Annotated in this window: 16 protein-coding genes and 1 other RNA gene; 13 read left to right on the forward strand and 4 right to left on the reverse strand. The window is 36.6% G+C overall.

Features of this window, described 5'->3' with window-relative positions:
• Nucleotides 1-83: 83 nt before the first annotated feature.
• Nucleotides 84-1,589 (reverse strand): DHA2 family efflux MFS transporter permease subunit, encoded by a 1,506-nt coding sequence (locus ACR65M_RS22805; protein WP_121449667.1) that lies wholly within the window; start codon nucleotides 1,587-1,589, stop codon nucleotides 84-86.
• A 154-nt stretch (nucleotides 1,590-1,743) separates the two neighbouring features.
• Between ACR65M_RS22805 and ACR65M_RS22810 the strand changes: the two genes are divergently transcribed.
• From ACR65M_RS22810 to ACR65M_RS22865, 12 genes are all read left to right on the forward strand, one after another.
• On the forward strand, nucleotides 1,744-2,616 hold the full coding sequence (locus ACR65M_RS22810; protein ID WP_121449668.1) for a TetR family transcriptional regulator: 873 nt from the start codon (nucleotides 1,744-1,746) through the stop codon (nucleotides 2,614-2,616).
• Between the two features lie 41 nt (nucleotides 2,617-2,657).
• The gene (locus tag ACR65M_RS22815; RefSeq protein WP_440274509.1) at nucleotides 2,658-4,100 is read left to right on the forward strand and encodes a protein adenylyltransferase SelO; all 1,443 of its coding nucleotides are present in this window, start codon (nucleotides 2,658-2,660) and stop codon (nucleotides 4,098-4,100) included.
• Between the two features lie 121 nt (nucleotides 4,101-4,221).
• Nucleotides 4,222-6,504: a DEAD/DEAH box helicase gene (locus ACR65M_RS22820; RefSeq protein WP_121449670.1), complete on the forward strand. Its 2,283-nt coding sequence runs from the start codon at nucleotides 4,222-4,224 to the stop codon at nucleotides 6,502-6,504.
• Between the two features lie 13 nt (nucleotides 6,505-6,517).
• Nucleotides 6,518-7,780, forward strand: a complete 1,263-nt coding sequence (locus ACR65M_RS22825; RefSeq protein ID WP_121449671.1) for a ribonuclease H-like domain-containing protein — start codon at nucleotides 6,518-6,520, stop codon at nucleotides 7,778-7,780.
• Nucleotides 7,781-8,298: 518 nt separating this feature from the next.
• Nucleotides 8,299-8,535, forward strand: a complete 237-nt coding sequence (locus tag ACR65M_RS22830; RefSeq protein WP_121449672.1) for a CotD family spore coat protein — start codon at nucleotides 8,299-8,301, stop codon at nucleotides 8,533-8,535.
• Nucleotides 8,536-8,651: 116 nt separating this feature from the next.
• Nucleotides 8,652-9,212 carry an SLOG family protein gene (locus ACR65M_RS22835; protein WP_121449673.1) on the forward strand — a complete coding sequence of 187 codons (561 nt, stop codon included), beginning with the start codon at nucleotides 8,652-8,654 and terminating at the stop codon, nucleotides 9,210-9,212.
• Between the two features lie 87 nt (nucleotides 9,213-9,299).
• Nucleotides 9,300-9,599 (forward strand): cell division regulator GpsB, encoded by a 300-nt coding sequence (gene gpsB / locus ACR65M_RS22840; protein WP_121449674.1) that lies wholly within the window; start codon nucleotides 9,300-9,302, stop codon nucleotides 9,597-9,599.
• Between the two features lie 100 nt (nucleotides 9,600-9,699).
• Nucleotides 9,700-10,095, forward strand: an RNA gene (gene rnpB / locus ACR65M_RS22845) — RNase P RNA component class B.
• A gap of 171 nt (nucleotides 10,096-10,266) precedes the next feature.
• Nucleotides 10,267-11,409 carry a THUMP domain-containing class I SAM-dependent RNA methyltransferase gene (locus ACR65M_RS22850; RefSeq protein ID WP_121449675.1) on the forward strand — a complete coding sequence of 381 codons (1,143 nt, stop codon included), beginning with the start codon at nucleotides 10,267-10,269 and terminating at the stop codon, nucleotides 11,407-11,409.
• 94 nt (nucleotides 11,410-11,503) lie between these two features.
• Nucleotides 11,504-11,689, forward strand: coding sequence for a DUF3921 family protein (locus tag ACR65M_RS22855; RefSeq protein ID WP_121449676.1), 186 nt, complete (start codon nucleotides 11,504-11,506; stop codon nucleotides 11,687-11,689).
• A 309-nt stretch (nucleotides 11,690-11,998) separates the two neighbouring features.
• Nucleotides 11,999-13,924, forward strand: coding sequence for a helicase C-terminal domain-containing protein (locus ACR65M_RS22860; RefSeq protein ID WP_121449677.1), 1,926 nt, complete (start codon nucleotides 11,999-12,001; stop codon nucleotides 13,922-13,924).
• Between the two features lie 14 nt (nucleotides 13,925-13,938).
• On the forward strand, nucleotides 13,939-15,456 hold the full coding sequence (locus tag ACR65M_RS22865) for a carboxypeptidase M32 (protein WP_121449678.1): 1,518 nt from the start codon (nucleotides 13,939-13,941) through the stop codon (nucleotides 15,454-15,456).
• Nucleotides 15,457-15,502: 46 nt separating this feature from the next.
• On the opposite strand, the gene ACR65M_RS22870 is transcribed toward ACR65M_RS22865, so the two are convergent.
• The 3 genes from ACR65M_RS22870 to ACR65M_RS22880 all read right to left on the reverse strand — a co-directional run bounded on the left by ACR65M_RS22870 (nucleotide 15,503) and on the right by ACR65M_RS22880 (nucleotide 17,892).
• Nucleotides 15,503-17,155 carry a b(o/a)3-type cytochrome-c oxidase subunit 1 gene (locus tag ACR65M_RS22870; RefSeq protein WP_341331084.1) on the reverse strand — a complete coding sequence of 551 codons (1,653 nt, stop codon included), beginning with the start codon at nucleotides 17,153-17,155 and terminating at the stop codon, nucleotides 15,503-15,505.
• On the reverse strand, nucleotides 17,155-17,625 hold the full coding sequence (locus ACR65M_RS22875) for a cupredoxin domain-containing protein (RefSeq protein ID WP_121448221.1): 471 nt from the start codon (nucleotides 17,623-17,625) through the stop codon (nucleotides 17,155-17,157). The genes ACR65M_RS22870 and ACR65M_RS22875 overlap by 1 nt, the downstream gene beginning before the upstream one ends.
• A 111-nt stretch (nucleotides 17,626-17,736) precedes the next feature.
• Nucleotides 17,737-17,892, reverse strand: coding sequence for a cytochrome c oxidase subunit 2A (locus tag ACR65M_RS22880; RefSeq protein ID WP_057997355.1), 156 nt, complete (start codon nucleotides 17,890-17,892; stop codon nucleotides 17,737-17,739).
• A gap of 560 nt (nucleotides 17,893-18,452) precedes the next feature.
• Between ACR65M_RS22880 and ACR65M_RS22885 the strand changes: the two genes are divergently transcribed.
• The gene (locus ACR65M_RS22885; protein WP_341331085.1) at nucleotides 18,453-19,532 is read left to right on the forward strand and encodes a PRK06851 family protein; all 1,080 of its coding nucleotides are present in this window, start codon (nucleotides 18,453-18,455) and stop codon (nucleotides 19,530-19,532) included.
• The last annotated feature ends 189 nt before the right edge of the window (nucleotides 19,533-19,721 follow it).

Consider the following 19,721-nt stretch of genomic DNA (forward strand, 5'->3'; position numbering starts at 1 on the left):
TCAAAGCCTGTGAAATTTTACTCATGGTAAAATTCCACAGGCTTTTTCATTTCAGAGGAGGGTTTTGTCCCAGCCTCGAAAAATTAATTTGTAGCGGCTTTAACTGGTTTAACAGTTTCAGCCCCATGAACAGCCTTGTTGCTAACATCTACTCGTTTAATAAAGAATGCTAATATTAAAGCAACTATATTAATACCTAATGCTACTAGGAAGGAATAATTAATTCCTGCAAGTAATGCTTGTTGGCCAAGTAAAGCTTGAGTGCTTTCTGTTAATGTCGTTGGATCAACATTTGCCATGAGACTTTCGCCTTCTGACTTGGTCACGCTATTCATGATCGTTACCAATACAGCTGTTCCAATAGAACCAGATACTTGTTGAGCTGTATTGTTGATAGCTGTTCCGTGTGGATAAAAACGTGCAGGCAATTGATTTAATCCGTTTGTCATAATCGGCATCATGACCATTGACATTCCAAACATACGAAGAGTGTATGTTGTTATGATATAGGTGTACGAAGAATCAATTTGCAGTTGTGATAATAAATAGGTTGAAACTGCTGTTACGATTAACCCACAAATTGAAAGAAGACGTGGGCCGAACTTGTCAAATAATTTTCCTGTAATCGGGGACATAATTCCCATAACGATTGCTCCAGGTAACATCATTAAACCAGATTCAAATGGTGAAATTCCACGAACACTTTGAACATATGCTGGTGTTAAAATCATTCCTGAGAACATCGCTACCGCGTTTACGATGGAGATGATTGAAGCTAGTGCGAACATTGGATATTTATAAGCTCGTAAATCTAGAACAGGTTCATCTATTTTTAGTTGACGTAAAATAAAGACAATGAGTGATATGCCACCAATAATTAATGATGCCAGAACTAGGGTATCGCTCCATCCGTCGTTGCTTGCGGAGCTGAATCCATATAATAAGCCTCCAAATCCGATTGTTGATAGAATAATGGATAAATGATCAATCGTCGCGTTTTTGTTTACTTCCATCACATTCTTTGATTTCCATACAGCAAGGACTAAGCTGATTACTGCAAGAGGTAAAATCATTTCGAACAATACTCGCCAATCGTAATGCTCTACAATATAACCTGATAAAGTAGGTCCAATTGCAGGTGCTGTTATCATAACCAAGCCAAAAACACCCATTGCCGCACCGCGTTTTTCAACTGGGAAACTAACAAGCATGATGTTCATTAGTAATGGTCCCATGACTGAAGATCCTGCAGCTTGAACCATACGGCCAGCAAGTAATACTCCAAAATTAGGTGCAAATGCTGCCATTGCAGTACCCAGTGCGAAAATGACCATAGATGTAATAAACAAGCTACGATTTGAAAAACGTGTAATTAAATATGCTGAAGCAGGAATTAATACACCGCTAACCAGCATATATCCAGTTGCAAGCCATTGTACAGTAGAATAATTTTCGATTTTTAAATCAATCATAATGGATGGTAATGCAACATTTAATAATGAATTATTTAAAAAAGAAACAAAAGCACCAATAAATAATACAGCTAACATTAAATATGGTGGTTTTTTTTGTTGTAAAGTAGATTCCATTCATCTTCCCCTCGATTCGTTCAATAAAATATTTACTTGATGATTTTATACCATCAGTTCAATTTGTGCAATATATTTATACTTAAGGTATAATGTTCTAGTAGTAGTAAATAAAATGTTTACTTGGAATATAAAGGAAACGGTTGGAGGATGTATGAATAAACGTAGGAGAAAAGTGGCTGACGTTGCTTTGAAGTTATTTGTAGAGAAAGGATTTCAACAAACCTCGATACAAGATATCATTGAACAAGCCAATATTTCAAAAGGTACATTTTATAATTATTTCTCGAATAAAAATGACTGTATTGCAGAATTATTAGAAGGATTGCGTTATGATGCTAGCCAAATTCGTATGGAATTACAGGTTGGAAAAGATGAAACGGACCGAGTTGTTTTAGTTGAACAAATTTCGATACTAACCAAATTAAATAGAGAGCGTAACCTCAATACCATTTTTGAGGCGATTTTAAATTCAAATGAAGTAGAACTGAAAAAACTGGTGATGCATCACCGGATTCATGAATTGGAATGGTTAGCGGGACGATTTGTAGATGTTTATGGGGATCATATAAGGCCATATGGGTTTGAACTTTCGATTCTTTTTTATGGGATGATGCATTATATCTCATTTACAATGAAGATTACGAATAGTACACAACCAATGCACAAGACGGTAGAGGTGCTATTAACCTATTTGGAGGCAATAATACCAATTATGGTCAAAAATGGCAGTACTTTGCTTGACTCGTCATCTCTTCATTTTTTACAAGCGAGAATTGATCGAAAGGTACTAAACTTACAGGAACTTTTAGATTTAGCTAAGGAAATCGAGCAGGAAGCAATTTTTACAACAGACCAGCGAGATTTATATGATACGATTGTGTCAGAACTACAGCGGGAACGGATTCGGAAAAGTGTGCTTCAGCCTTTGATAAAACCATTTCAACTGTCATTCGTACAATCGGAAATTGAACATGAAGTAAATACTTTTACAAATTTTCTTTGGTATTACTTAAGGATGCATTAAGATAAAAATACAAAGGGGTGTTCGAGATTACAACTAATAAAATGGGTTGGAATTTTGACAATAGTTATGTTCGTTTACCAAAGGATTTGTATTCAAAAACAGATCCTACTCCTGTACGCGAACCAGAACTAGTGATCTTAAACAAGTATTTAGCCGACCTCCTTGGGTTAGATGTAAATGCTTTGCAGAAAGATGGGGTTGAGGTCTTTGCTGGGAATAAGATTCCTGAGGGGGCTGAGCCTATTGCGCAAAGCTATGCTGGTCATCAATTTGGTCATTTTACAAATCTAGGAGATGGCCGTGCGGTGTTGCTAGGTGAACAGATGACACCAGATGGAGAACGCTTTGATATTCAGTTAAAAGGTGCAGGTCGGACACCTTATTCACGCGGAGGGGATGGTCGTGCAGCAATTGGGCCAATGCTTCGCGAATATATTATTAGTGAAGCGATGCATGGCTTAGGTATTCCTACTACCCGAAGCTTGGCTGTAGTTACGACAGGAGAACCGGTTTATCGAGAGACAGTTCTACCAGGTGCGGTTCTTACACGCGTGGCATCAAGTCATATTCGTGTGGGTACATTTCAATTTATTGCTGGACTTGGGAAAATCGATGAACTAAGATTATTAGCCGATTATACGATTGAGCGACATTATCCCGAGATTAAAGAGGAGGAAAACCGGTACCTTGCTTTACTACGAGGGATGATTAATCGCCAAGCCGCTTTGATATCAAAATGGCAATTAGTCGGATTTATTCATGGGGTCATGAACACCGATAATATGACGATAAGTGGTGAAAGCATCGATTATGGCCCATGCGCCTTTATGGATACCTATGATCCAGCCACCGTTTTTAGTTCAATCGACACGGGAGGTCGTTATGCATTTGGTAAACAGCCATATATCGGTGGTTGGAATTTAGCCAGATTTGCAGAATGCTTATTGCCTTTAATAGATGAAAATGAAGAAAAGGCACTTCAATTAGCGCAGGATGAAATGTCAAAATACATCGGGATTTATGAAGAAAATTGGTTAAACGGGATGAGAGCAAAGCTTGGCTTGTTCGATGAAGAGGCAGAAGATAAGAGTCTTATTGAAAACCTATTGGAACTGATGAACTCAAACCAACTAGATTACACGAACACATTTGTAGCGTTAACCTTCAATAAGCTTGATAGCATTGAAATATGTAATTCGGTGAAATTTAAAAGCTGGCAGCAAAAATGGAAGGAAAGACAATCTAGGCAAGGGAAATCTGAGGTTGAGATAAATGAATTAATGAAAACATCAAATCCTGCTGTCATACCACGAAACCACCGTGTTGAAGAAGCATTGGAGGCTGCTGCAGATGGTGATTATAATGTCATGGGGAAACTGTTAAATGTATTAAAAGATCCATTTGCTCACTCCTCTGATCAAGCTGAATACGCAAAACCACCTGAGCCAACAAATAGGCCATATCAAACATTTTGTGGAACTTGATATAAAAAGCACACTTATTTAGGTGTGCTTTTTTGTATGCTTAAATATACCAGAAGGAATAACTTCAAAAACGAACGTTTATTCTGTACAATAGGAGATAGAAATCCTGAGGTGATTGATTATGAAGTTTCGAAAAAATATTCATGAAATAATAGATCTAATAAAAGAAAATCCGCAATACGCGAAAAATATTGTACACTGGCATACGATTGAGGCGACGTCTGCTAAAACAATGGACATGCCGAGAACCATAGATAATAGATTACGAGAAGCGTTGGACAAAAGAGGAATACATCAACTTTACACCCACCAACATTCTGCCTATGAAATTGCACGAAGTGGTGGAAACTTTGTCGCTGTAACTCCTACAGCATCAGGAAAGACACTTTGCTATAATCTTCCTGTATTACAGGCAATTGTTGAAAATGACCAGGCACGTGCACTTTATTTGTTTCCTACAAAAGCTTTAGCACAGGATCAAAAAAGCGAATTAAATGAAATCATTGAGGAAATGGGAGTTGCGATTAACAGTTATACATATGATGGTGATACACCGGCAAATATACGCCAAAAGGTAAGAAAAGCTGGACATATTGTTATCACAAATCCGGATATGCTGCATTCTGCGATTCTCCCACATCACACAAAATGGGTTTCCTTGTTTGAAAACCTGAAATATGTTGTTATCGATGAACTACATACATACCGTGGTGTTTTCGGAAGCCATGTTGCTAATGTAATTAGACGGTTAAAGCGGATCTGTGAGTTTTATGGCAGCAGTCCGGTTTTTATGTGTACATCAGCGACAATTGCCAATCCGAAAGAACTTGCAGAAGATTTGACTGGTACTAAAATGGAGTTAATAGAAAACAATGGTGCCCCAACTGGAAGAAAGCATTTTGTTTTTTACAACCCACCCATCGTCAATAAACCACTCAATATTCGGAGAAGTGCGACACTCGAGGTGCGAAAATTAGCCAGTGAATTTTTAAAAAATAAAATTCAAACCATCGTTTTTGCACGAAGTAGAGTGAGGGTGGAAATCATCCTAACGTATTTACAAGAACTTGTTAAACATAAGCTTGGACCGAAAGCGATCCGTGGTTATCGTGGTGGCTATTTACCGAAGCAACGTCGTGATATTGAACAAGGTCTTCGAAATGGAGACATTTACGGAGTAATCAGTACAAATGCACTCGAATTAGGTGTGGATATTGGACAGCTTCAAGTTTGTATTATGACAGGCTACCCTGGAACAATTGCTAGTGCGTGGCAACAAGCAGGTCGTGCTGGTCGTCGGCAAGGAGAAGCCGTAATTTTTATGGTGGCTAGTTCCAATCCATTGGACCAATATATGATTCAAAACCCAGAATACTTTTTTAGTAGAAATCCTGAGACAGCTCGAATTAATCCAAATAATCTTGTGATCTTAATTGATCATATTAAATGCGCTGCCTATGAATTACCATTTAAAACAGGTGATACATTCGGTGAACTTGATCTGGAAGATATTCTAGAGTTTTTAACCGAAGAAAGAATTCTTCATCAGAATGGTGACAAATGGTATTGGATGAACGATTCATTTCCAGCCCACAATATTAGCCTTCGTTCTGCATCGCAAGAAAATGTTGTCATTATTGATCAAACAGATATTGCTGCAGTCAAGGTCATTGGTGAAATGGACCGCTTTAGTGCAATGACTTTACTACATGATGAAGCTATTTATTTACATCAAGGTGTTCAATACCAAGTTGAAAAGCTCGATTGGGAAGAAAAGAAAGCATTTGTTAGGGAAGTAGATGTTGATTATTTTACAGATGCCAACTTAGCAGTAAGTCTTCGCGTTCTTGAGGTTGATAAAGAACGCTCAGAAGAATCTGTCGAAATTGGCTATGGGGATGTTTCCGTTCAAGCAATGGCAACAATCTTTAAGAAAATAAAATTTGAAACACATGAAAATATCGGTTCTGGGCCGATTCATTTACCCGAAGAGGAACTACATACTTCTTCAGCTTGGATTAGCTTGAAAAAATCAGAGCTTGAAGGCATAAGTGATCAAAGGATTGAAGAAGGATTAGTTGGTGTCGCTAATGTCTTAAGACATGTTGCACCATTGATGACCATGTGTGACCCTTCAGACTTACATGTAGTCCCCCAAGTGAAAGCTGTTCACAATGAGCAGCCGACAATCTTTCTTTATGACCGTTATCCAGGAGGAATTGGTTTGAGTGAAAAAGTCTATGAGGTTATGGAAAATCTCCTCAATGAATCTGAAGAATTAATTGGAAGATGTTCGTGTGAATCAGGTTGTCCCTCTTGTATTGGTACGGATGTGCTAAATGAACGAGCAAAATTTGATGCACTTACTTTAATTACAAAGCTAAAACAAGGTTCAAAACTTTAAAGGGGACATGGTAATGTCGATTAAAGGGAAATTAAATCGATTAAAAAATCATATTGTGAAAGAAGAAGTGGTAAAGCAAAAGCCGGAAGATCTGTCTTTACATTTGGAGGAAATTCCTTATTTAGATAAGTGGAAAGAGTTTGGAGCAGAGCCCTTTTATTTTGATGGTACCTATTGTATGGTTCGTAAAATAGAGTATCCACTGAATTTTCAGCATGGCTTGTATTCTTTTTCTAAATTATACGATGTAATTGAGCTCTGGAATAATTCTGAATTGAATCATCCATTGTCTGCAAAAGGACATCAAGTTTCTGATTTATTTTTCTTTGACACTGAAACAACTGGACTAGGTGGGGGGACGGGCAATACTATCTTTCTATTAGGACACGCTAGGGTTCAAGAAGATCGCGTTGTTCTCACGCAACATTTTTTACCTAACCCAGGTAGTGAGGTAGCTCTTTACCAAAGTTTTCTTTCAAGTGTTGACTACACAACCCTTGTGACTTATAACGGAAAATCATTCGATTGGCCACAGGTGAAAACTAGGCATACATTAATTCGTAATGCACTTCCGAAACTTCCAGAATTTGGGCATTTTGATTTATATCATGCAGCAAGAAGATTATGGAAGAACAAACTCGATTCTGTAAGACTTTCAAATGTTGAAAAAGAAATTCTTGAAATCCAGCGTGATGGGGACGTACCGGGTTATTTAGCACCGATTCTTTATTTTGATTTTGTCGAAAATCAGGTGCCTGATGGGATTTTTGGAGTGATGCGCCATAATGAAATCGATATTTTATCGCTCTTAACCCTTTATATTCACTTATCTGGTGCTGTTATTCTTGACGAAAAGAATAAATATACGACTGATAAATACGAAGTTGCGAGATGGTTAGAGGCACTTGGGGAGACCTCTAAGGCACAGGAACTATATAGACAGGTTGTTGACGTGGACTCAGAGAAAGAAATGAAGGCAAAGCTTGCATTAGCGTTAATATTTAAAAAGGAAAAAAAGCTTGAGGAAGCGATAGAGTTATTTGGTGAAGTATATGAAAATGGGGCAGACCATGATTCTGTTCTAGCAAGTATAGAGTTGGCGAAATATTATGAACATTATACAAAGGATTATAAATTCGCTTTGGATATTGCAAATAATGGCTATTTGAAATGGAAAGAAATCAGCGATCCACGCAATAAGACAAAAAATGAAAAGATTGAAAATGAGTTTCAAAAACGACTTTCAAGAATAACCAGGAAACTTCAAAAAAAATAGAAAATATTGCCCAGGTAAGCGCAAATTTAGTGCTTTTTCGCGCTTTATTTGTCGATTTTATGAAGATTTGTAAACTTCCTTCATTTGTCATTGTAGAACTTTGTAATACCATGTAAAATAGTGTTTTGTGTAAAGGAAATATTATTTTAGATGGAGAGAGAAATGTATGTATAAGAAAATTTTATTTCTGTACTTTTTTGTACTTGTAATAACTGTAATCGTATTAACTGGAATAAAAGAAGGCTCGTATGCCTTTTTCTAATAAGAAGAGAACGATTTAAACTTTTACAGAAAATTGGTAATTTAAATAAGAAAGAAGATGACCGAGATTATCAGGGCGGCGCAGCTTTGAGTTACGGATCGCGATTATGTTTTAAGTGGAACACTGAAAATTGATTCGTTAAATTCACAACAGTTTATAAACTTCTTCTAAAAATAGGTGTTTTGATTAGTACATGACTATCCATTCCTTCATAGGCTATTAATGTAAGACAGATGAAGGAAAGGAGATAAATAAAATGTATTGTCCAACAAACGTAATGCAACCTATTGTTCATCCAACTAAATGCTGTGTCCAACATCATTGCTGTAAAACAATTGTTCCACATATTCATCCTTCACATACGCAACATGTAAATCATCATATGTATCAACATATGCATTATTTCCCACACACAGAATCTGTTGCGAATGAGGTAACGAATCAACACTTTAATTGTGGACCAAGACCACCAGGACCATTTATGGGAAGATAATTCAAAAATAAAACGCAATATAAAAATGTCGTATAAGAAGTCAATCTAACAGGAACTTTCATGGTTCCTGTTTTACATACTTTAGAAAAATTCATTCGATGTAAAGGAGTGTTGACATGGTAAAGGTTGTTGCAATCACAGGCTATAAACCATTTGAACTTGGGATCTTTGGACAAGATCATCCGGGAATCAAATATATTAAACTAGCCCTTAAGAAGCAACTGATCCCCTTAATTGAAGACGGACTAGAATGGGTTATTATAAGCGGTCAACTTGGTGTTGAGCTTTGGGCTGCCGAAATTACATTCGAGCTTCAAGAGGAATATCCTGACCTGAGACTTGCTGTCATTACTCCATTTCTTGAACAAGAAGAAAAATGGAATGAAACAAACAAAGAATTTTATCAGCTTATTTTGTCGCAAGCCGACTATGTAAACAGCATCACAAATCGAAAATATGATAATCCATCACAATTTCGCTTAAAAAATGCTTTTTTTCTTGATAAGAGCGATGCATTATTAATTTTTTATGACGAGGAAAAGGATGGTAGTCCTCGTTATATCTATGCAGATGCAAAAAAGAAAGCTGAATATGAAGATTATCAACTTATTACAATAAACGCTTATGACCTTCAGGCAATCGTGGAAGAAGAACAATTCGCGAATAATGACTACTAATGGTTACACCATTTAAATTGACAATACACGAATTTTTTGAAAAAATAGGTTTAGGAATAATGGGGAAAGTGTATCGAGGTGATTGATATGATATCAGATAAAATTAAATTAAGTGCGACACAAATACTTGAAAAAGAATTTAAAACAGGCATGAAAGGCTATAAACAAGAAGAAGTTGATAAATTTTTAGATGTTATTATTAAGGACTATGAAGTGTTTTACCAAGAAATTGAAGAACTTCAACAAGAAAACCTCCGTTTGAAGCGTCAGCTAGAAGATTCTTATAAGAAACAGCCACAGGCACAAACGGGAACAACTAATTTTGATATTTTAAAACGGTTATCTAATCTTGAAAAACATGTTTTTGGTAGTAAATTATACGACTGACTATGGTTTACTGATTTTATGATTAAGGAAAAAATTGCCAGTTTGTAATACTTGCAATATTAATGTTTTTCCACTATACTATTTTTTGCACACATTAATAACGTTCGGGTAATCGCTGCAGGGTAACCTGCAGAGGAAAGTCCATGCTCGCACGGACTGAGATGTCCGTAGTGTTCGTGCCTAGCGAAAAAATAAGCTAGGGTAGCTAAAGTATTGAACTTTGCTAACGGCAGGGAAAAAACCTAAGTCCATTAGGATATGGTTTGACTACCTTTAAAGTGCCACAGTGACGAAGTCCTGTAAGAAATTACAGGAGTGGAACGAGGTAAACCCCACGAGCGAGAAACCCAAATTATGGTAGGGGCACTTTCTCTTTTGGAAATGAACAAGGAGAAGGACAGGCGTACAAACGTCTGTAGATAGATGATTACCACCGGAGTACGAGGCATTCGTTTTGCCGACTGAAGTACGAAGGAACAAAACATGGCTTACAGAACGTTATTAATTAAACGATCATACGAATAAAGAAGCAAAGCTCTTCAGAATTGAAGAGCTTTTTGTATGCTTTCGTTCATTTTTTGACGATATTTAATAGCATTTCTTGCTTTACACTGTGAGTTTCTTTATTCTTTTACTATACATAATGTACATAGTTAGGGTGAACGTAATGGGAAAAGTAACACTTATTGCAACAGCAGCAATGGGAATAGAATCGATTGTTGCCAAAGAAGTGCGGGATTTAGGTTATGAATGCACGGTTGAAAACGGCAAAATTACATTCGACGCTGATGAACAAGCAATATGCCGGAGTAATTTATGGCTTAGGACAGCAGACCGTATAAAGCTAAAGGTTGGAGAATTCAAGGCCACAACCTTTGATGAATTATTTGAAAAGACTAAAGCCCTTAATTGGGGGGACATTATTCCAGAAAATGCGGAATTTCCTGTTATAGGAAAATCAGTAAAATCAAAGCTTTTTAGTGTCTCAGATTGCCAAAGCATCGTAAAAAAAGCGGTTGTTGACAGCCTCAATAGGCATTATCGTAAAACATCTGGTTGGTTTGAGGAAACTGGACCATTATATCGGATTGAAGTCGCTTTACTGAAAGATGTTGCCACGTTAACAATCGATTGTAGTGGAGTTGGACTCCATAAACGTGGTTACCGTGCTGATCAAGGGGAAGCGCCATTAAAAGAAACACTTGCAGCGACACTAGTCAAGCTTACCAATTGGACACCAGATAAACCCTTTGTTGATCCATTTTGCGGCTCAGGAACGATTCCAATTGAGGCAGCGTTAATCGGTCAAAACATTGCACCTGGTTTTAACCGAGATTTTGTATCTGAAGAGTGGGATTGGATTGGTAAAAACAGATGGGATGAAGCACGACAAGAGGTAGAAGATTTAGCAAAATATGATCAGCCACTTGATATTAGCGGATTTGATATCGACCATAGAATGATTCAAATAGCAAAGGATAACTCAGATGAGGCTGGTTTCGGAGATATCATCAACTTTAAACAAATGCAGGTTAAGGATTTTACAACGACTAAAGAATATGGTGTGATCGTCGGAAATCCGCCATATGGAGAAAGACTTGGTGAAAAGAAAGCTGTTGAAGAAATGTACCGCAGCATGGGAGAAGTACTCCGTACCTATGATACTTGGTCAGTCTATATGTTAACTTCACATCCAGAATTTGAGCAATTATATGGCAAGCCTGCAACAAAAAAACGTAAATTGTTTAACGGGTTTATTCGTACAGACTATTATCAGTATTGGGGAAAAAGACCGCCAAGAAATCAATAAAGATTTTCGTTATTTCTAGTAATTCATGAATAGTTCCAATCCTAAGGACATATACTCTATTGGTGTCTACAAAATTACCAGGAGTGAATGAATAATGAATTATATAGACTTTAAGAAAATTCAAGATGCGCTGAATGATACATATCGGGCACTTCAAAATGAAGTCGGAGAAGAGATGGATCCACTTAAATCCATTGTCAAAGCAAAAAACGACCTTCTTCATGCCATGTCTCATTCAACTTCCATAGACGTTGATTATTTACGATATAAGAATGAATAATGGAATAAAATAAAAACTCGCTATTGCGGGTTTTTATTTTATTAATTTTTCTAGTTCTAGACTTCATGTACCACCTAAAAATATTGACTTCCCACATTTACTAGTAGATAATTAAACATTGGCTGAATAATTAAAGCCTCCGGCGTATGCCACAGATTTTCAAAGAAAGTTTTCGAGTATAGGATCAAAGACTAAGAACGCCACTTCCTGTGGCAACGTCTTTGTGACCCACCTCGTGTGGGCCTAAAAAATATGGGCGTAAATACGCAAGGCGCATTTTGATCTTGTTGGTTTTGGGGGTTTTTACATATGATTGGAGAAGGGTTACCCTTTGAAATTTCCAGAAATGAAAATTTCTTTGATAAATTAAATGAGTGGATTGGCGATGTTTTTTATGACGTCCTTCCAGAAAAAGGTTTTGAGCTCCGCGATGAGCAAATTTTTATGGCATTTCAACTAGAAAGGGCGTTTAAGGATAAATCAATTGTCTTTGCAGAAGCTGGTGTAGGCACAGGAAAAACAATTGTTTATCTTTTATATGCTATTTGTTATGCCAGATATATGAGAAAGCCGGCAATTATCTCATGTGCTGATGAGTCATTAATTGAACAGCTTGTTAAGCCTGAAGGAGATATTGCAAAAATAGCGGATGCATTAGATTTGAATATTGATGTTCGACTCGCAAAAGCACAGGATCAGTATTTATGCATTCGAAAATTAGATCATGCTACTCGTCGGACATCTAATGAAAAAATCGCAAGAATCTATAACGAACTACCAGATTTTGTACATAATCATTCTACCATGCAAGCTTTTCATCATTACGGGGACAGAAAAACATATCCTGATCTTGCAGATGAAGAGTGGAAAAGTGTCGCATGGGATAGCTTTCAGGACTGCTTTTCTTGTGAGTTAAGACATCGGTGTGGGCTTACACTTTCTAGAGAACATTATCGCAAGGCCGTTGATTTAATTGTCTGCTCACATGACTTTTATATGGAGCATGTGTGGACAATGGAAGCGCGCAAAAGAGAAGGACAGCTTCCGTTTTTACCGGATAGCAGCTGTGTGGTTTTTGATGAAGGCCACTTACTTGAATACTCTGCACAAAAAGCATTAACCTACCGTATCCAAGAAACCACTTTGGAATCACTGTTAACAAGATTATTAGGTAATGATATTCGTGAAGAATTTGCACAATTAATTGAGGATACAATCGAACAAAATGAGCAGTTTTACAGAAGTCTCCAAGAAAATAGCAAAGCAGTCGAAGGCTCTGAGCGAATGGAAATTAAGCGGACAGTACAATTAGTTGCCGCTGCGAAGAAACTGCATCAAATGATTGTTGAGATTGGCAATAACCTTGTTTTTGAAGCAGAAACGTATACAATTGACCAATATGAATTACATATTGTAGATGAGTACTTAGACCAATTGGAATATTCATTAAAGCTTTTCGGTGAAGAGAATGATGCGATTACGTGGGTTGAGGCAGATAGTGAGAGTGATACGCTTGTCATAATGCCCCAAGCAGTAGAAACGATCTTAGCGGAGAACGTATTTTCGAAACAGATTCCATTTATCTTTTCTTCTGCAACATTATCTGAAGATAAATCGTTTGACTATATTGCGAATAGTCTGGGAATCAAAAACTATCAATCATTTTCGGTGGAATCACCATTTGACTATGAAACTCAGATGAAGATCCAAATGCCTAAGTTCAATATTAACGAGGATGTATTCCAATCGAAAGTGGATTTTGCATGGAATGATATCGAAAAATCAGAAGGCAGGGCTTTGCTTTTATTTAATTCAAAGGAAGAACTCCAGAGATTTAAAGAGAACTGTAGGACTGAAAAATATGAGTTTCTCTTTGAAGGGGATCAAGAAATCAGTGGATTGGTTTCTAAATTCCAAAACACTGAACAAAGTATCCTTTGCTCAGTTTCCTTGTGGGAAGGTCTCGATATCCCAGGTCCTTCTTTATCCAATGTCATCATTTGGTCATTACCATTTCCACCAAATGACCCGGTTTTCCAGGCAAAACGAAAAGGAGCAGAACATTCCTTTGAGCAAGTTGATTTACCATATATGCTTCTGAGATTAAGACAAGGAATTGGTCGATTAATTCGGTCAAGTGAAGATACAGGTACGGTTAGTATTTTTGTTGATAACCAAGTTTCTATCGAGGTTTTAAATAAAATTAAAAATGTACTGCCAACAGAAACATATTAATGGGGGGACTAAATATGTCTGAGCAACTAAAACAAACTGAACTAGCGTTTCTTGAATTAGTAAAGAAAATGACAAGCTACAATGAAGCAATTGGGGTTATGTATTGGGACTTGCGAACTGGTGCTCCAAAAAAAGGAGTCGAACAACGCTCAGAAGTTATTGGAATGCTGTCTTCTGAAGTATTTGCAATGTCTACTTCCGTTGAAATGGAAAGCTACTTGAAAGAATTAACGAAACCTGGAGCTCAGCAACAACTTGGTGAAATTACAAAGAAAGTGGTTGAGGAGTGTCAAAAGGATTTTGAACGAAATAAAAAAATACCTGCTGATGAATTTCGCGAGTTTGTGATTCTTCAATCAAAAGCTGAATCTGTATGGGAAGATGCAAAAGAAAAATCTGACTTTGAAATGTTCCGCCCCTATTTGGAAAAGCTTGTCGATTTCACGAAGAAATTTATTAGCTACTGGGGTTATGAAGGGAACAAGTACAACACATTATTAGATATGTACGAGCCAGGAGTAACAGTTGAGGTAGTTGATGCCGTGTTTGCTCAATTACGAGATAAAATTGTACCACTTGTAAAAGCAGTAACAGAATCACAAAACAAACCAGAGACTTCATTTTTATTTAAAGAATTCCCTAAGGAAAAACAGCGTGAATTTAGTTTAGAGATTCTAAGAAAAATGGGGTATGACTTTGAAGCAGGACGTCTTGATGAAACTGTTCACCCTTTTGCAACTGGGTTAAATCCAGGGGACGTTCGTGTTACAACAAATTATGTTGAAACTGACTATAGAACTGCGGTTTTTGGAACAATCCATGAAGGTGGACATGCTCTTTATGAGCAAAACATTTCTTCAGATTTAGTTGGAACGAACCTTGCACAAGGAACTTCAATGGGGATCCATGAATCTCAATCCCTTTTTTATGAAAATATACTTGGGCGCAGCCTGTCATTTTGGAAAAATAATTTTGAGTTATTAAAAGAATATGCAAGTGGTCAATTTGATGGAGTATCAATCGAAGACTATTATCGAGCAATAAATGAATCAAAACCATCTTTTATTCGAATTGAAGCAGATGAATTAACATATCCATTGCATATCATGGTGCGATATGAAATTGAAAAAGGTTTGTTTAATGATGAGATCGAAGTAAAAGACCTACCAGAAATATGGAATGCTAAGTATGAAGAGTATCTAGGTATACGTCCAGAGAATGATGCAAAAGGAGTCCTGCAGGATGTCCATTGGGCAGGCGGTAGCTTCGGATATTTCCCTTCTTACGCCCTTGGATATATGTATGCTGCTCAATTCAAGAATGCCATGGAAAAGGACCTTCCAAACTTTGATGAGTTACTAGAAGAGGGGAACTTACTTCCGATTAAAGAATGGCTAACTGAACATATCCATAAGCATGGAAAAATGAAAAAGCCTTTAGAAATCATCAAGGATGTTACAGGTGAGGGGTTAAATGCAAATTATTTAATCCAATATTTAGAAACTAAATATAGTGCAATATATAAGTTGTAAAAAAAGGAAGCTACGCAATCTAGATATTGCGTAGCTTTTATATCTCTTATAGTAAATGTTTAAATGGTTTTGCCCCTGGTGGTGCATTTTGAATCATATCGACAAATGGAATTGTATAAGCGATTAAGATTAATACTGCAAGTACACCAACCCAAAGTTTCCAGTTTTCTAAAAGCATAGGTGTTTTTTCTGCTTCTTTAGCAACTTCTCCTACAGGGAATTCTGTTTCACCCTTAGGAGCAAAGAAGGCAAGGTTAATAAATATAACTAGAACTAGGATGATACCAATAAAGAGAATAGATCCGCCAATCGCTTGAGCAATTTGATAAGGTATCCAATCCATTGCTTGTGCTGAATCCCCGTATGTTGAGAAAGCAGAACGTCTAGGTGCTCCTAGTAAGCCTGCAAAGTGCATAGAAGTTGACATAAACGTCATACCAATTGTCCAGACAATTGTTTGAACAATGGCAAGTTTGTTCATCGCTTTTGTCATAACTCGACCAGTTAAATGTGGAATTAACCAGTAGGCGATACCAAAGAATGTTAGTAAAACAGTTGTTGCTACGGTTAAGTGAAAGTGTCCAGTTACCCAAATTGTATTATGAATCACTTGGTTCATTTGGTGACTCGCATTGATGATTCCACCCGCTCCTGCTGGAATAAAGAATAACATACCAATGAATGGTGCGAAGAAACGAGCATCTCCCCATGGAAGTTTTCTAAACCAGCCGAAAAGTCCTGTAGCTCCTTTTGATCTTCCGTATGATTCGAAAGATGCGAACAATGAGAATGCCGTCATCAACGATGGGATTACAACCATGAATGTCAGAACAACTTGCAAGTACTTCCAATTCGGATCAATCCCCGGTTCAGTTAACTGATGGTGGAATCCTACTGGAATAGAGAATAACAAGAACAGAATAAAAGATAATCTTGCTAGTGCATCTGAGAAGATTTTTCCTCCGATTACCTTTGGAATTACAACATACCATGCCATGTATGCAGGTAATAACCAGAAATACACAAGTGGGTGACCAAAATACCAGAATAATGTTCGACTAATGAGAACATCAATAGTTTCAACCCAACCAAAAGACCATGGAATAAATTGAATAAGGACAGATGCAGCTACTCCAAGTGTTGCAACTAACCATAAAATCATTGTCATGATAGCCATGTAGCTTAATAAAGGCGTTACTTGACCAGGGTTTGCTTTTTTCCATTTACCAAAATGGGTGAACATTGCAAAGCCGCTGATCCAGCTACCAACCACAACTAGTGCTAACCCAATATAAAAGAAAGGGTGTGCTTGTAGTGGTGCATAAAATGTATAAAGAACAGATGCTTCACCTAAAAGAATCGTAGTTGCTGTAGAAGCAGTTCCAATTGTCATTGTCAAGAAACCAATCCAACCTGTTAAACGAATTTTTGATGATAGGGTCCCAGCTGTTTTACTTAAGCTAGCAAATAAAAATCCTATGATAAAAAATGTAGTAAGTACAAGTCCCAATAAAACTCCGTGAACGGTTAACAATTGATAGTAACCAATTCCAGCTGGTAAAGTAAATTTTCCTGAACGAACAAGGGTTTGAAGCAAACCTGCAGTTCCTCCAAGGAGTAGGGCAGCGAAGGCTACATAAAAGTGTGCCATTGCTAATTTTCCGTCATTTCTGTCTACCTTGAAATTTGAATTTATCATTATTCGGTCACCTCAACTTTTGCCATCATTAAGTGGTGTCCAGCTCCACAATATTCATTACATAATACTAAAAATTCGCCTGTTTTAGAAAATGTTTGAGTATAAGTGCTTACATATCCAGGTTCAACCATCATATTGACGTTTGTGCCTGCAATTGAAAATCCGTGAACAACATCTTTTGTTGCAACGTTAATTGTTACTTCTGCGCCTTTTGGAATTTGGATGGTACTAGGTGTGTACGCAAAGGCTTCTGCAACAAGATTTAATTCATATTTGTTTCCTTCAATATGAACAAGTCCAGGATTATCAAATGGTGCTGTTTCAGCCACCTTTTCGGGATCAATTGTTTTAATACTGCTTGCTGGCTGGTGACCCATCGCAAATGCGCCAACACCAACAACTGCTAGAAATACGAAAAGTATTCCAATACCAAAAGTGAGCCATATTTTTTCAAATTTATGCAGATGCATGGCTTTTTTCCCCTTTCAAATTTTCACATTCTTTTTCTGTTTGTTTTCCCATAAAATATTACAAACCATTTTTTAATGGATGTTCCGCGTAATCTTAAATGGAGATTACTTTTACAATCTGTCTAAGAACAAGAAATAGACACCAAGCCAAGATAAAATTAAGAAAAGTCCAAGTAAAAATACAGATGCTAATGTTCCTTTTAAGGAAGTTTTTTCATCTTCAATTTTTGTCTTTTGGTTTGTTTTTGTAAGCTGTGTCTTTGCCATTCCTCACGACCCCCTTCAAGCGTAAATTCAAAGGTTTTTACATAATCATCATACAAAACAATTTGATAAAAACTAGTCAGTTTTGACTATTTCACAAATTGTTCATTCCTAATCTAATCACTATATTAATAGTGAAAAATTAATAAAACAGTGATTTTTATCACATTTGAAAAAGAAAACATTTGACTAATTTGTGACATTCGTAATAACAGCAATTCATACTTCAACATAGGATAAATAAAAAAGGGAGTGGTGTGTAAATGATTAGGTATTATTGTTCTAGATGTCATACGCTCTTGCTAAATAATAAAGAAAGATGCTTTAAGTGTGGAAACGGGACAATTAGTCAAATTGATATTAATGTACAAAAGAACGATCAAAAGTCCTCCTAATCACTATTTTTTAATAGTGGTTTTTTGTGATAATAAGAGTAAAAAGGTTTATTAAAATAGAAAAAATAAATGATACAGTTCAAAAACAATATTATTTTTATTCACACACATCATCTACCTGCCATACTCTAATGTAGGCGAATGTCTACAAGGAGGTATGTAGTTTATATGGCAAAAGTAAAAAATTATTATGCAGGTACAAATTCAAGTGTAGGATTTTACTCGTTCTATGATGAGGCATTAAAAGGGCTAGAAACTCTATATATTTTAAAAGGGGGACCTGGAACAGGTAAGTCCACCTTTATGAGGAAAATCGGTCTAGTGTTTATGGAGAAAGGCTACGATCTCGAATACTTACACTGTTCTTCAGATAATCACTCTATAGATGGAATCATTATTCCTGAACGAAAATTAGGATTTGTAGACGGAACGGCACCACATGTGATCGAGCCTAGATATCCTGGAGTCGTTGAAAAGGTAATTGATCTCGGTCAATACCGCAATGATCAATATTTAGCTCAATTTAAGGATGAAATCATTGAACTGACAGATGATATTTCAAAGAACTTTGAAGAAGCTTATAAAACCTTTGCAGAAGCGAAGAAGGTTCATTTAAAACGTGAGGATATTTATGTCTCATCAATGAGTTTTAAAAAAGCAGATGCTGTCCTTCAAAACTTGATTGATGCAATATTTAGTAAACCATTTACAGCTGAGGAAAAGCCAACAAAAAGAAGGCGATTCTTTGGAGCGGCTACACCGAAGGGCGCAGTAAATTTCATTGATAATATTACGGAAGAATATGATAAGCGTTATATTGTTAAGGGAAGACCAGGAAGTGGAAAGTCAACTTTAATGAAGAAGGTCGCGAAACATGCAGAACAAAAGGGATTATCAGTTGAATATTTTCACTGTGCATTTGACCCGAAAAGCATAGATATGATCATCATTCCAAAGTTGAGTGTCTCGATTGTAGATGGAACAGCACCACATGTTGTTGACCCATTCCGTGAGGGTGATGAGGTCGTAGATATGTTTGCTTTATGCATGGATCCGAAAATTGAAAGCACGTTTAAAAAAGAAATTGAAGAGCTTAACCTAGAATACAAGAATAAAATGACGATTGGTACCAACTATTTAAGTGAAGCAAAAAGACTTCATGACAAACTAGAGGATTACTATAAAGCTGCCATGGACTTTGATGCAATCGACAAAAAGCGAGAAGAAATCGTAAAGACATTACTATAGAAAGAAAAGAATTTTTTCCCTAATATGAAACCAAAAATTTACTAGTGAATGTTTGAAAAGTTTGAGTTATACTATAAATGCACAACAACAAAACAACTCCTTTGAAACGTGAGCTGAACTGACCTAGCCAAATGAGACATATATAAAACACCTATCCATATTAAATTTAACACTTTTTCATTAATTTGA

Source organism: Ferdinandcohnia sp. SAFN-114, from assembly GCF_059415045.1.